This is a genomic window from Streptomyces sp. NBC_00554 (assembly GCF_041431135.1).
In the GTDB taxonomy this organism is placed as follows: Bacteria; Actinomycetota; Actinomycetes; order Streptomycetales; family Streptomycetaceae; genus Streptomyces.
Map to the genome: position 1 here is coordinate 7,893,223 of NZ_CP107799.1, position 13,889 is coordinate 7,907,111.

A 13,889-nucleotide genomic window follows, 5' to 3' on the forward strand; every position below is an offset into this window, starting at 1 on the left:
TCACAACTTCCCGCCGCGCCCGCCCTCGCGCCGCGCGGGCGCGATGAGCGTGGAGAGGTAGGGCAGCGGCCCGCCGTCGAGCTCGGCCGCGGGCCGGATGGACTCGCTCTCAAGACCGAGCGCGGACCCCCACACGGCGTCGTCGAGCCGTCCCGTCTCGCGCAGCGCCTCGGCCACTTCCGCGGCCTGCCGCCCGAACTTGTACGCGACGACGGTGCCGGGCCCGTTGAGAGCGTCCTTGAGCACGGCCGCCCCCGCGGTCACCGGAACGAGGGTCAGCGGCTCGGTCCCTTCCGTGAGCACCGCCCCCGACCGCGCGGCGAGATCCTGCATGGCGGTGATACCGGGCACGGTCTCGACGACGGTCCCCGGCACCAGCTCCGCGATGGTCTGCGCGAGATAGGTGAACGTCGAGTACACGTTGGGATCGCCGATGGTGGCGAAGGCGACGGTCGCGTGCGCGCGCAGCAGCCCGGCCACCCGCTCCCCGGCCGCGTCCCAGGCGGCCTCACGCCGCCCCCGGTCGGTCCGCTCGTTCAGCGCGAACACGACCCGGACGACCTTCTCCTGGGGCACGTAGTGCAGGACGGTCGCCTCGGCCCGCCCCCGCTCTCCTGTGTCCATCACGGGTACGACGACGACCTCGGCGGCGCGCAGAGCGTTGACGCCCTTGACGGTCACCAGCTCCGGGTCACCGGGCCCGACCCCGACTCCGGTCAGCTTGCTGCTCATGACGTCAGGCACCTCTCCACGAACCTACGGGCGACACCGGGCTCGGACGCCCAGTGCGTGTGCAGATAACTCGCGTGCACACCTTGTTGTACGAAACCTTCGACCCGCTTCCGCGGGGTACGCACCCCCCAGGCGGGGGCCGCCCCGGCACCGGGCTCGACAACGGTCCGGTGGAACTCGTGCCCACGCATCCGCGTCCCCGCCACGGCGAGCACACTGTCGGACACGGCAACGGCGTCCCGGTACCCGAGGGTCAGCCGCTCGTCCATGCGCGCCTTGGCGTCGATGACCCCACACATGGGCTGCCCATCCAGCTCGCGAGACAGATACAGCAGCCCGGCACACTCGGCAGCGACCGGCGCACCGCGCTCAGCGAGCGCCGCAACAGCCTTCCGCAACGGCTCATTGGCAGACAGCTCAGGCGCGTACACCTCGGGGAACCCACCTCCGATGACCAACCCGCCGACACCTTCGGGCAGTTGCTCATCGCGGAGAGGGTCAAAGGTGACGACTTCGGCGCCGGCGGCGGCGAGCAGCTCGGCGTGTTCGGCGTAGGAGAAGGTGAAGGCGGCCCCACCGGCGACGGCGATGATCGTTGGTTTTAGCCCGTCCGGCGTTTGAGGACGAGCCCTTCGGGCGAAGGGGGGTTTGGGGGCGCAGCCCCCAAGATCGGGAACGGGAAGGGGCGGAGGGGGCGAAGAACCAACCACCTCAGCCACATCCCAAGCCGCACCCGACAACGCGGGAGCACTACGCGCCAACGCAAGCAGCCCCCCGAGATCACACCCTTCCCGCACCTGAGAGGCCATGGCGGCAACAGCGTCCACGGCCCCCGCCCGCCGCTCGGCAACAGGCACCAGCCCCAGATGCCGAGAAGGCGTATCCACTTGAGAAACCCGCCGCAAGGCGCCGAACACCGGCACCCCCGACTCGTCGAGAGCTTCCCGCAGCATCCCCTCATGCCGCGCGGACCCCACCTTGTTGAGAATCACCCCGGCCACCCGCACCTCGGGATCCCAGGAAGCAAACCCATGCACAAGCGCAGCCACGGACCGAGCCTGAGACGAAGCATCGACAACCAGCACCACAGGCGCCCGCAGCAACTTCGCCACATGAGCCGTGGAGGCCAACTCCCCTTCCCCCGCAGCCCCGTCGTACAGCCCCATCACACCCTCGACAACAGCGACATCGCACCCACGAGCCCCATGCCCGAACAACGGCGCGACAAGCTCCGCCCCACACAGATACGCATCGAGATTCCGCCCCACACGCCCGGTGGCGAGCGCGTGATACCCGGGATCGATGTAGTCGGGTCCCACCTTGTGCGGAGACACGGCAAGCCCCCGCGAGGCGAACGCCGCCATCAGCCCCGTGGCAACGGTGGTCTTGCCGCTGCCCGAAGAGGGCGCGGCAATGACCAGCCGAGGAACGGAAATCACCACTCGATGCCCCTCTGGCCCTTCTGACCGGCGTCCATCGGATGCTTGACCTTGGACATGTCGGTCACCAGATCGGCGAACTCCACCAGCTTCTCGGGAGCGTTGCGCCCGGTGATCACCACATGCTGGGTCCCGGGCCGGTCCCGCAGTACGGCCACGACCTCGTCGACGTCGATCCACCCCCAGTGCATGGGATAGGCGAACTCATCGAGCACATACAGCTGGTACGTCTCCGCCGCCAGGTCCCTCTTGACCTGCTCCCACCCCTCGCGGGCCTTCTCCTCGTTGTCCATCTGGGAGTCGCGCTGCACCCAGGACCAGCCCTCGCCCATCTTGTGCCAGTCGACGGACCCGCCCTCGTCGCTGGCGCCAAGCACCCGCAGCGCGTTCTCCTCGCCGACCTTCCACTTCGCCGACTTGACGAACTGGAACACCCCGATGGGCCACCCCTGATTCCAGGCGCGCAGGGCAAGCCCGAACGCGGCGGTGGACTTCCCCTTGCCCACCCCCGTGTGCACCACGACAAGCGGCCGGTTACGCCGCTGACGTGTCGTCAGCCCGTCGTCCGGCACGACACTCGGCTGCCCCTGCGGCATTACGCGGCCCTCCTGCTGTTGCCCTGCACGTCCCTGACAAGACCGGCGATGGAATCGGCCCGCAACTCGTCCAAAGTCACCGCGGTGCCTCCGAGTTCCACCGCGAGCTGTCCGGCAAGACCCAGCCGTACGGCCCCCGCCTCGCAGTCCACGACCACGGACGCGACCGAGTCGACCGCGAACAGCCGCGCCGCACGCCCGGCGAGCGCCACCGGCTCCGGGCCACCCGTGGCACGCCCGTCCGTCACCACGACGACCAGCGGCCGCCGCGCGGCATCCCGCAACCGCTCGACCCGCAGCACGTCGTGCGCCCGCAGCAACCCGGCCGCGAGCGGCGTCCGCCCACCGGTGGGCAGCGACTCCAGCCGCGCGGCGGCGGCATCCACCGAAGAGGTGGGCGGCAGTGCGACCTCGGCCGCGGATCCGCGGAAGGTCACGAGCCCCACCTTGTCCCGCCGCTGATACGCGTCGAGCAGCAGCGAAAGCACCGCACCCTTCACGGCACTCATCCGCTGCCGCGCCGCCATCGACCCGGAGGCGTCCACGACGAAGAGCACGAGGTTCCCCTCACGCCCCTCCCGGGTGGCCTGCCGCAGATCGTCCCGCCGTACGACGAGCCCGCGCCCCGACCGCCCGCGCGCCAGCTGATGCGGCGCCGCCGCCTGCACGGTCGCCGCCAAGTGCAGCTTGGTGAGCGCCCCTTGGGGCCGCCGCGACCCGGTCGTCCGCCCGTGCTCGGTCCGCGCCCGCGAACGCCGCCCGGCCGCACCCTCCCCGAGCCCCGGCACGCTCAGCACCTTCGTACGGAAGGGTTCGGCGGCCCGTACGGGGGACTGCTCGCCGCCACCCTGAGGCTGCCCACCCTCGCCGGACTCGGCCTGCGCGGGAGCTTCGCCCGGCCCGGAACCGTCGTCGGGGTCTTCCTGCGGAGGCTGACCGCCACCGCCGGGCCCGTCCGGATCCGGATCGTCGTCCTCGCCGCCGGCCTGCTCGCCGAACTCCTCCAGCGTCTCGTCGAGCTTGTCCTCGTCAAGTCCCGGCGCGTCAAAGGGATTTCGCCGACGCCGGTGCGGCAGCGCGAGCAGCGCCGCCTGCCGTACGTCCTCCGCGAGCACCTCGGTCCGCCCGGCCCACGCGGCCAGCGCGGTCGCCGTGCGCGCCATCACGATGTCGGCGCGCATACCGTCCACCTCGAAGGCCGCACAGGTCGCCGCGATCTGCCGCAGCGCCCCGTCCCCGAGCAGCACGGACGGCAACAGCGCACGCGCCGCCACGATCCGCGCCCGTACGGCGGACTCCTCGTCGTCCCAACGGGCGGCGAACCCCTCGGGATCGTCGTCGTACGCGAGCCTCCTGCGCACCACCTCGACCCGCTGATCGGGCTCCCGCGAGGCGGCCACCTCGACGGTCAGCCCGAACCGGTCGAGCAACTGCGGCCGCAGTTCCCCCTCTTCGGGGTTCATGGTCCCGACGAGCAGGAATCGGGCGGCATGGCGCACGGAGACGCCCTCGCGCTCGACGTACGAGGCTCCCATTGCGGCCGCGTCAAGCAGCAGGTCGACCAGGTGGTCGTGGAGAAGATTGACCTCGTCGACGTACAGGATCCCGCGGTGCGCGTCGGCCAGCAGGCCCGGCTCGAAGGCCTTCACGCCCTCCGCGAGCGCCCGCTCGATGTCGAGGGCGCCGACGAGGCGGTCCTCGGAGGCACCGACGGGCAGCTCGACCATCCGCGCGGGACGCTTCGTACCGGGCCCGATCTCGTGCGGTCCGTCCGGGCAGGCGGGGTCGGGGGAGGCAGGCGCACACGAGAACCGGCACCCGGCGACGACGTCCACCTCCGGGATGAGCACCGAAAGGGCGCGTACGGCGGTGGACTTGGCGGTGCCCTTCTCGCCTCGCACGAGCACGCCGCCCACGGCAGGGCTCACTGCGTTCAGCAGCAGCGCGAGCCGCAGGTCGTCCTGGCCGACAACGGCCGTGAACGGAAAGGGAGTACTCACTTGTCGTCGCCCTCCAAGTCGCCTTCGAGCTCCAGATAGGTGGCGCGTAGCCGCTCAAGCGTGTCAGCGTCTGGCTCGGCCCACAGCCCGCGGTCGGCCGCTTCCAGGAGCCGTTCCGTGATCCCGCGCAGCGCCCAGGGGTTGGACTTCTTCATGAAGTCCCGGTTCTCGGGGTCGAAGACGTACTCGGCCGACAGCTTCTCGTACATCCAGTCGTCCACGACCCCGGCCGTCGCGTCGTACCCGAAGAGGTAGTCGACGGTCGCCGCCATCTCGAAGGCACCCTTGTAGCCGTGCCTCCGCATCGCCGCCATCCAGCGGGGGTTGACCACGCGGGCGCGGAACACCCGGTGCGTCTCCTCGCCCAGCGTCCGGGTCTTCACCTGGTCGGGCGTGGCGGAGTCACCGACGTACGCCTCGGGGCTGGTGCCCGTCAGATGGCGGACCATGGCGACCATGCCGCCGTGGTACTGGAAGTAGTCGTCGGCGTCGACGAGGTCGTGCTCGCGCGTGTCGACGTTCTTCGCGGCGACGGCGATGCGCTTGAACGCGGTCTCCATGTCCCCGCGTGCTGCCCGCCCGTCGAGCCCGCGCCCGTACGCGTAGCCGCCCCACACCGCGTACACCTCGGCGAGGTCGGCGTCCGAGCGCCAGTTCCGCGCGTCGATGAGCGGCAGCAGCCCGGCCCCGTACGCGCCCGGCTTCGACCCGAAGATACGAGCCGTCGCGCGCCGCCGGTCCCCGTGCTCGGCGGTGTCCTCGTCGGCGTGCTTGCGTACGTAGTTGCCGTCGGCGGGCTCGTCCAGCTCGGCCACCGCGCGCACCGCGTCGTCGATGAGACCGACCACGTGCGGGAACGCGTCCCGGAAGAACCCGGAGATACGGACCGTGACGTCGATGCGCGGCCGGCCCAGTTCCTCAAGGCCCACGATCTCGAAGCCCGTCACGCGCCGCGACGCGTCGTCCCACACCGGGCGGCAGCCGAGCAGCGCGAGGATCTCCGCGATGTCGTCGCCCTGGGTGCGCATGGCGGAGGTGCCCCAGACGGTGAGGCCGACGGAGGTCGGGTATGCGCCGGTGTCGCTCAGGTACCGCTGGATCAGCGAGTCCGCGAGGGCCTGCCCGACCTCCCAACTCAGCCTGGACGGGATCGCCTTGGGGTCGACGGAGTAGAAATTGCGGCCGGTCGGCAGGACGTTGACGAGTCCGCGGGTCGGCGATCCGGACGGTCCCGCCGGGACGTAACCGCCGTCGAGTGCCTTGAGGATGTGGTCGATCTCGTCGGTCGTCTTCGCGAGCCGGGGCACGACCTCGTCGCAGGCGAACTTCAACACCGCGACGGCGTCCGGGAGTTCGACGCCCACGACCTCGCGCACGAGAGCGGGGACGGCCGCCGCATCCCAGGCGCGTTCCTCCATGCCCTCCGCGAACCGGCGGCACAGCTGCTCAAGGAGGTCGATCGCATCGGCGCCGGACCGCGCAGGCCCCTCGACCAGCGAGGTCAGCTCGACCGGCACCTTCACCGGCGCACCGGGCTCGCCGAGCAACTCCTTCTCCACCAGGCCGAAATGCTCGGCGAGGCAGGCCCGCAGACCGGGCAGCGCGTTCGCCGTGCCGCCCCACACCTGCGAGGCCCGCAGCACGGCCAGTACGAGATTCACGCGCGGTTCGGCCTCAGGGCCGCCGCCGAGAATGTGCAGACCGTCCCTGATCTGCACGTCCTTGATCTCGCACAGATAGCCGTCGATGTGCATGACGAACGAGTCGAAGTCGCCGTCGTCCGGCTGGTCGTCGACATGCAGATCGTGGTGCAGCTCGGCCGCCTTGACCAGCGTCCAGATCTGCGCGCGCACGGCCGGCGCCTTCGTCGGGTCCAGGTCGGACACGAGCGCGTACTCGTCGAGGAGCTGCTCCAGCTTCGCCAGATCGCCGTACGTGTCAGCGCGCGCCATCGGCGGCACGAGGTGGTCGACGACCGTGGCGTGCCCGCGCCGCTTGGCCTGGGTGCCCTCGCCGGGGTCGTTGACGATGAAGGGGTAGATGAGGGGGAGTTCACCGAGTACGGCGTCGGGGGCGCAGCCGCCGCTGAGGCCAAGTCCCTTGCCCGGCAGCCATTCCATCGTGCCGTGCTTGCCCATGTGGACGACGGCGTCGGCGCCGAAGGAGTTCTCCAGCCACCGGTACGCCGCCATGTAGTGGTGCGACGGCGGCATGTCGGGGTCGTGGTAGATCGCGATCGGGTTCTCACCGAAGCCGCGCGGCGGCTGGATCATCACGACGACGTTCCCGAACTGGAGGGAGGCCAGCACGATGTCGTCGCCGTCCACGTACAGGTTGCCCGGCGGCTCGCCCCACGCCTCCAGCATCCCGTTCCGCAGCTCGGGATCGAGCTTGTCGAACCAGGCCTGGTAGTCGGCGAGCGGCACGCGTGCGGGGGCCGAGGCGAGCTGTTCCTCGGTCAGCCACTCGACGTCGTGGCCGCCCGCCGCGATGAGGCGGTGAATCAACTCGTCGCCGTTGTCCGGGTATTCGGTCAGGGAGTACCCGGCGCCCCGCAGCGCGTCCAGCACCCGCACAGCCGAGGCGGGCGTGTCGAGACCGACCGCGTTACCGACCCTGGAGTGCTTGGTCGGGTAGGCGGTGAAGACGAGCGCGAGCTTCTTGTCCTGGTTCGGCTTGTGCTTCAACAGGGCGTGGCGCACCGCGATCCCGGCGACGCGCGCGGCCCGTTCAGGGTTGGCGACGTACACCGGGACGTCGTCGGGACCCTGCTCCTTGAAGGAGAACGGCACGGTGATGAGCCGCCCGTCGAACTCCGGGATCGCGACCTGCATCGCCGCGTCCATGGGGGAGAGGGCGGCGTCCGAGGCCTCCCACGCGGCGTGCGAGGAGGTGAGGCAAAGCCCCTGCAGGACAGGGATGTTGAGGTCGCCGAGCTCCCCGATGTCCCAGGCCTCCTCGTCACCGCCGGCGGACGCCTCTGAGGCGTGCGTGCCGCCGGCCGCGAGCACGGTCGCGACCAGCGTGTCGGCCTTGGCGAGGATCTCGTACAGTCCCGCGTCGGCGCCGCGCAGCGAACCGCAGTACACGGGAAGGGCGTTGGCCTCCCGCGCCTCGATCGCGTCGCACAGCGTGTCGACGAAGGCGGTGTTGCCGGACAGCTCGTGTGCCCGGTAGAAGAGCACGCCGATCGTCGGCCGGCCCTCGACGAACGCACGCTCGCCGTGGACGCCGTACTCGGCCGTCTTGCGCGGCTCTTCGAAGCCCTCGCCGGTGAGCAGCACGGTGTCGGAGAGGAAGCGGGCCAGCTCGGTCAGGTTCTCCGGGCCGCCCTCGACGAGATAGCGCAGCGCCTCGGCGACCACACCGGCGGGCACCGACGACTCGGCCATCAACTCTGCGTCGGGGACGGACTCCCCGCCGAGCAGAACGGTCGGAACGCCGGACGCCTTCAGGAAGGCGAGCCCGTCCTCCCAGGCGCGCTTGCCGCCAAGGAGCCGTACGACGACGACATCCGCGCCCCCGACGAGCGCGGGGAGTTCGGCGGCGACATCCACCCGGGTCGGATTGCCGATCCGGTACGCGGCGCCGGAGGCCCGGGCCGCCAGCAGATCCGTGTCGGCGGTCGACAACAACAACACTGTGCTCATGCGGGCGCTCCCGGTGGAATGAAAGGCAGTCCTGTCGGCGCGCCGGACTCGATGAGCCGCCACAGCGCGTCCGTATCCGCGTGTTCCTCGATCAGATCGCCGAGCCGGTCCAACTGCTCCTCGCGCAGCGCCGCGAACGACGTGTCGGCGGCCGGTACGAAGCGGCGCCCCGCGGCGGCCGCCACCTCGCGCAGGAAGGCCCGCCGGAACCCGTCCGACTCCAACGAGCCGTGCCAGTGCGTGCCCCAGACCTCACCGACCCGGCAGCCATCCAAGAAGGGCTCCCCGCCGGTGACTTGGGCGACGCCATGGTGGATCTCGTACCCCTCGACGGGCTCGCCCAGCGCTTCGCCCACGGGCCGCGTGAGCGTCTTCTCCCGCGCGAACCGCACGCGTACGGGCAGCAGTCCGAGCCCGTCGACATGACCTGCCCGTGACTCGACCTCGTCCTCGATGTGCTCGCCGAGGAGCTGGAAGCCGCCGCAGATGCCGAGCACGGGCCGCCCCTCGGCGGCCCGTCGCGCGATCGCGTCCGCGAGCCCGCGTTCCCGAAGCCACTCCAGCGCCTTCACCGTCCCCCGGGTCCCCGGTACGACGACGAGGTCCGCGTCGGCCAGCTCCTCGGCCCGGTCCACGAAACGCACGACGACACCCGGCTCGGCGGCCAGCGCGTCCACGTCCGTGAAGTTGGACATCAGGGGGATCGCGCAGACGGCGACCCGCAGTACGTCCTCGCCGACGGGCGCGGTGACCGTGGACTCCCGGACCGCGCCCCTCATGGAGACCCGCAGCCCGTCCTCCTCGTCGATCCCGAGGCCGTGCTGGAAGGGCAATACCCCGTAGGAGGGCCGCCCGGTGAGCCCGTGGAGCATGTCGAGCCCCGGCTCCAGGAGGGAGACATCCCCGCGGAACTTGTTCACGAGGAACCCGGCGACGAGCTCCTGGTCCTCGCGGGACAGCAGTGCGACGGTCCCGAAGAAGGACGCGAAGACGCCCCCGCGGTCGATGTCGCCGACGACGAGCACGGGCAGCCGCGCGTTGCGCGCGATCCCCATGTTCACGATGTCGGTCCGCCGCAGATTGATCTCGGCGGGACTCCCCGCTCCCTCGCAGATCACCGCGTCATACGTGCCCCGCAACTCGGCTAGGCACTCCAGCACGGTCCCGAGCAGAGCTTCCTGCCGCCCTCCGTGCAGCCTTTCCCCGGGGGACGACCCCCCAGACCCCCCGAAGAACCCGCGAGCACTCATCTCACCCACGGGCTTCCCCATGAGCACGACCTGACTGCTGCGGTCGCTCCCCGGCTTGAGCAGCACGGGATTCATCAGCGCGGTCGGCTCCACGCGAGCGGCCTGCGCCTGCATGGCCTGCGCCCGGCCGATCTCGGCGCCCTCACGTGTCACGAACGAGTTCAGCGACATGTTCTGCGCCTTGAAGGGCGCGACCTTGACGCCCTGCCGCACCAGCCACCGGCAGATCCCGGCGGTCACGACGCTCTTGCCCGCGTCGGAAGTGGTTCCGGCGATCAGCAGGCCGCCGCCGCTCATGAGTTCCCTCCCCGTTGCCCCAACAGCCGCCCGGCGGCACACACACCCAGCGCGAGCCAGCTCACGCGCCGCGACAGCCGTACGGCCCGCTCGATGTCGCCGACCGCGACGGCGCGACCCTTGCCGTTCAGTACGGGCCGGTGCTCGACCCTTCCCCCGTACGCGAGGGTCCCGCCGAGCCGCACACCGAGCGCCCCCGCGAACGAGGCCTCCACGGGCCCGGCGTTGGGGCTCGGATGCTTGCAGGCGTCCACCCGCCAGGCGCGCGCGGCGCCCCGCGGGTCGCCTCCGGCGGCGGCCGCGAGAACGGCGGTGAGCCTCGCCCCCGGCCAGCCCGCGACATCGTCGAGCCGCGCGGAAGCCCAGCCGTAGCGCCGGTACTTGGGGGACCTGTGCCCGACCATCGCGTCGAGCGTGTTGACGGCGCGGAACCCGACGAGCCCGGGCACGCCGGCCACGGCGCCCCACACAAGTGCTCCCACCACGGCGTCGGAGGTGTTCTCGGCGACGGACTCGACGACGGCCCGGGCGATCCCGTCCGCGTCGAGCGCCTGCGGATCCCGCCCGCACAGATGCGGCAGCCGCTCCCGGGCCCTCTCGACATCACCGGCTTCGAGCGCGCTGCCGATCGCGCGGGCCTCCCGGCCGAGCGAGGTTCCGCCGACGACGGCCCAAGTGGCGGCGGCGGTCAGCGCGATGGAGGCGGTACGGGATCCACGTACGGAACGACTCGCGAGCGCCGCGAGCCCGGTGGCGCCGCCCACGCACACGGCCGTGTGCAGCGCGCCCCACCCCCGGTGGTCCCGCCACAGCACTCGCTCGACGGCTCCCGCGCCACGTCCGAACGCGGCGACCGGATGGCCCCGGCGGGGATCGCCGAGCAGCAGGTCACCGAGAAGGCCGGCGGCGGCGCCGTACGCGAAGACGCGATCGGCACGCACCGGTTCAGCCGACCGTCAGGTCAGGCACAACCGTGGTTCGCAGGGCACTTGGGCAGCCGCGCATGGCGATATGTCCTCACTCAGGGTGTCCACGCCCTGGTTCGAAGAGACCGGCGGTGAGAGTTCCTGGCTTCCGGGGATTTCTTCCCCGGTGACAGTGGCGGGACCGCGCCGGATTCGCACCGGCTTCCTCTCTTGCCGCCGTACTTGGCTCCGGCAGTCCACCATGGGGTTGGAAGACCCGTCAACTTGCTGTTGACCTGCGGGGGGAGAGTGTGCGAAGGCCCACATACGGGTGGGGCGCGGGACGTTGATACGTCCCGCGCCCCACCCGAGGTGATGCCTGGTTCGTGCGGTATTCGTGCGTTCTCGGGATGGCCGTCAGGCCACGATCAGATAGATCCCGTACGCCACCGCCGCCGCGCACGCCGCGAAGCAGGCGTACGCGCCGGTGACCGCGAGAGCGGCGGAGCCGCCCTGCGCCGAGGCCGACTCGCGCTTGGAGAGGCCGACGATGCCCAGGGTGAAGAGGCCGACGAGGGCCACGGTGGACACGAGGCTGACTCCGAAGACGGAGCCGAGGGCTGCCCAGTCGATGTGCATGCTGTTCGTTCCTTAGACCGTGGCCGGAGCGGTGGGCTCCGCGTCCGGGGACGGGATGGTGGCCTTCAGGTCGCCGGTGAGCGGGCCCGCGGGGGGCGGGGTGACCGCGGCGATCGCCGCGGTGACGACGCCCGAAGGCTCGGCACCGACCTCGTTGACGTTGTCGATGGTCACCGGCTGGCGGCGCGACAGGTTCCAGATGGTGCCCGCGCCGGCCACCAGGAGCGCACCCGTCAGGACGATGCCCCACGTGCCCTGCTTGGTGAGGAACTCGGCGCCCGCGCCGACCAGACCGGCAGCCGGGAGAGTGAGGCCCCAGGCGATGAACATGCGGGTCGCGGTCGACCAGCGGACGACGCCGCCCTTGCGGCCGAGGCCCGAGCCCATCACGGCGCCGGAGCAGGACTGCGTGGTGGAGAGCGAGAAGCCCAGGTGGGAGGAGGCCAGGATGACCGTGGCCGCGCTGGTCTGGGCGGCGAAGCCCTGCGGCGGCGCGAGGTCGGTGAGGCCCTTGCCCATGGTGCGGATGATGCGCCAGCCGCCCAGGTAGGTGCCGAGCGCGATGGCCATACCGGCCGAGACGATGACCCAGGTGGGAGGGTTCGAGTCCGGCGCGATCACACCGCCGGTGACCAGCGCGAGGGTGATGATGCCCATCGTCTTCTGGGCGTCGTTCGTGCCGTGGGCCAGCGAGACCAGACCGGCCGAGGCGATCTGACCGGCGCGGTAGCCCTTGGCGGTCGCCTTCTCGTCGGCACGGCTGCCGATCTTGTACGTCAGGCGGGTGGCCAGCATCGCGGCGAGTCCGGCCACGAGGGGCGCGGCGATCGCGGGGAGCAGCACCTTGGTGATGACGGTCGAGCCGTTCACCGACGACCAGCCGGCCGACATGACCGCGGCGCCGATGAGGCCGCCGAAGAGTGCGTGGGAAGAGCTGGACGGGAGACCCAGAAGCCAGGTCAGCAGATTCCAGAGGATGGCGCCGACGAGCGCCGCGAAGATCACTTCGGTGCGTATGCCCTCTTCGTTGATGATGCCGCCGGAGATCGTCTTGGCGACCTCCACGGAGAGGAAAGCACCGACGAGATTCAGCACGGCGGACATGGCCACCGCCGTCTTCGGTCTGAGAGCACCAGTCGAAATGGTCGTCGCCATCGCATTGGCGGTGTCGTGGAAACCGTTCGTGAAATCGAACACGAGAGCGGTAACGATCACGATTCCGAGGAGGAGCGTGATGTGTTCCATTAACCCAGGCTTCTGTTGGACGTCAGTGGCAGGTGGACCGTAGGCAACCTGAATGAACGGAAAGTGAACTGGCGGGGCATTGAAAGTGTCTCATGTGTCGAGCCACCCCTTCGATGGTGCTGAAGGGGTGGCTCGATGACTGTTTCGGTGCCCGGCTCGACGTCTCGAACACAGGCGGAACAACGGGTTCCGGTACTTCCGCTACCCCCTGGCGAGCTTCTTGAGCTGGGCGGTGGAGCCGTTGAAGAGATTCTGGTCACCCGGCAGGCTGCCGCTGTTGTCGTACTGCCAGAAAGTCCAGAAGGACCAGCCGGCCGGCAGCGCTCCCGCGGTCGCCGAGTCGTAGCGCGCGAGCCACAGCGAGTGGTTCGCGCCGAAGGCGCGGCTGCTGCCGGTGCAGGTGTTCCACCAGTGCGTGGTCGTGTAGATCACCGGACGGCGTCCGGTCTGCCGTTTGACCTCGTCACTGAACGCTTTGATCCAGCTCACCATCTTGGCCTTGGTCAGGCCGTAGCACTTGTTCCTGCCGTACGGGTTGTACTCGATGTCGAGCGCGGGCGGCAGCGTCCACCCGTCCCCGCGCCAGGCGCCGCCATAGCGCAGGAAGTGTGCCGCCTGGGCGGTGCCTGACGACTTGTTCGGCAGGGCGAAGTGGTAGGCGCCGCGGATGATGCCGGCGCTGCGCGCCCCGTTGTACTGCTGGCTGAAGTAGGGGTTGCGGTAGGTGTGGGACTCGGTGGCCTTGACGTAGACGAACTGTGCGCCCTTCGCCTTGGCGCTCTGCCAGTCGACGTTCTTCTGGTGCGAGGAGACGTCGTGCCCCTTGGGCTTGCCGGCTGCGGATGCGGGAGCCTCGGCGAGAGCGGTCCCCCCGACGGTGAGCGCCGTGAGGGTGGCCGCGACGACGCGGGCACGGTGGCGGGACGGTCTGTGATCACGGGCCATATTTCCCCCCGGAATGGCGACGTGCGTGACAAATCCCCCAGAGGCTACTGGAAGATCATCGAAAGCTCGTCGATCTCCGGCCAATCCCCCACAGAGGGTCGATCTATGCCCATATGCGATCTTACGGACGCCCGGATTCCGCCCTAAAGTGCCCTCGCCGACGCCGCGTTGGCGACAGTGCCTGGCAGGAT

The 13,889-nt window shown here is 70.5% G+C and carries 10 protein-coding genes and 1 riboswitch; all 10 genes read right to left on the bottom strand.

The genetic code is table 11. The annotated features are described in order from the left end of the window. Positions 1–732 carry a precorrin-2 C(20)-methyltransferase gene (gene cobI, locus OG266_RS34770; RefSeq protein WP_329548400.1) on the bottom strand — a complete coding sequence of 244 codons (732 nt, stop codon included), beginning with the start codon at positions 730–732 and terminating at the stop codon, positions 1–3. After that, positions 729–2,174, bottom strand: coding sequence for a cobyrinate a,c-diamide synthase (locus tag OG266_RS34775; RefSeq protein ID WP_371550571.1), 1,446 nt, complete (start codon positions 2,172–2,174; stop codon positions 729–731). The genes cobI and OG266_RS34775 overlap by 4 nt, the downstream gene beginning before the upstream one ends. After that, positions 2,168–2,767: a cob(I)yrinic acid a,c-diamide adenosyltransferase gene (cobO, locus tag OG266_RS34780; protein ID WP_266466175.1), complete on the bottom strand. Its 600-nt coding sequence runs from the start codon at positions 2,765–2,767 to the stop codon at positions 2,168–2,170. The genes OG266_RS34775 and cobO overlap by 7 nt, the downstream gene beginning before the upstream one ends. Then, positions 2,767–4,767, bottom strand: a complete 2,001-nt coding sequence (locus tag OG266_RS34785; protein ID WP_371550573.1) for a putative cobaltochelatase — start codon at positions 4,765–4,767, stop codon at positions 2,767–2,769. The genes cobO and OG266_RS34785 overlap by 1 nt, the downstream gene beginning before the upstream one ends. After that, positions 4,764–8,417: a cobaltochelatase subunit CobN gene (cobN, locus tag OG266_RS34790; RefSeq protein ID WP_371550575.1), complete on the bottom strand. Its 3,654-nt coding sequence runs from the start codon at positions 8,415–8,417 to the stop codon at positions 4,764–4,766. Before cobN ends, OG266_RS34785 begins: the two co-directional genes overlap by 4 nt. After that, a complete protein-coding gene (locus tag OG266_RS34795) occupies positions 8,414–9,964 on the bottom strand; it encodes a cobyric acid synthase (RefSeq protein WP_371550577.1) in 1,551 nt (516 codons plus the stop codon). The genes cobN and OG266_RS34795 overlap by 4 nt, the downstream gene beginning before the upstream one ends. Beyond that, the gene (locus tag OG266_RS34800) at positions 9,961–10,905 is read right to left on the bottom strand and encodes a cobalamin biosynthesis protein (protein WP_371550578.1); all 945 of its coding nucleotides are present in this window, start codon (positions 10,903–10,905) and stop codon (positions 9,961–9,963) included. The genes OG266_RS34795 and OG266_RS34800 overlap by 4 nt, the downstream gene beginning before the upstream one ends. Before the next feature lie 99 nt (positions 10,906–11,004). Next, a riboswitch (cobalamin riboswitch) is annotated at positions 11,005–11,147 on the bottom strand. Between the two features lie 139 nt (positions 11,148–11,286). Further along, on the bottom strand, positions 11,287–11,508 hold the full coding sequence (locus tag OG266_RS34805; RefSeq protein WP_266466195.1) for a hypothetical protein: 222 nt from the start codon (positions 11,506–11,508) through the stop codon (positions 11,287–11,289). 12 nt (positions 11,509–11,520) lie between these two features. Further along, on the bottom strand, positions 11,521–12,753 hold the full coding sequence (locus OG266_RS34810) for an inorganic phosphate transporter (protein ID WP_266466198.1): 1,233 nt from the start codon (positions 12,751–12,753) through the stop codon (positions 11,521–11,523). A gap of 201 nt (positions 12,754–12,954) precedes the next feature. Continuing rightward, on the bottom strand, positions 12,955–13,698 hold the full coding sequence (locus OG266_RS34815; RefSeq protein ID WP_371550581.1) for a lysozyme: 744 nt from the start codon (positions 13,696–13,698) through the stop codon (positions 12,955–12,957). Positions 13,699–13,889 lie beyond the last annotated feature (191 nt).

What these genes read in the sequence shown, in the direction of transcription:
- cobI (WP_329548400.1), bottom strand. Translation starts at nt 732, where the DNA reads ATGAGCAGCAAGCTGACCGGAGTCGGGGTCGGGCCCGGTGACCCGGAG.
- OG266_RS34795 (WP_371550577.1), bottom strand. Translation starts at nt 9,964, where the DNA reads ATGAGCGGCGGCGGCCTGCTGATCGCCGGAACCACTTCCGACGCGGGC.
- cobN (WP_371550575.1), bottom strand. Translation starts at nt 8,417, where the DNA reads ATGAGCACAGTGTTGTTGTTGTCGACCGCCGACACGGATCTGCTGGCG.
- OG266_RS34805 (WP_266466195.1), bottom strand. Translation starts at nt 11,508, where the DNA reads ATGCACATCGACTGGGCAGCCCTCGGCTCCGTCTTCGGAGTCAGCCTC.
- OG266_RS34810 (WP_266466198.1), bottom strand. Translation starts at nt 12,753, where the DNA reads ATGGAACACATCACGCTCCTCCTCGGAATCGTGATCGTTACCGCTCTC.
- OG266_RS34815 (WP_371550581.1), bottom strand. Translation starts at nt 13,698, where the DNA reads ATGGCCCGTGATCACAGACCGTCCCGCCACCGTGCCCGCGTCGTCGCG.
- cobO (WP_266466175.1), bottom strand. Translation starts at nt 2,767, where the DNA reads ATGCCGCAGGGGCAGCCGAGTGTCGTGCCGGACGACGGGCTGACGACA.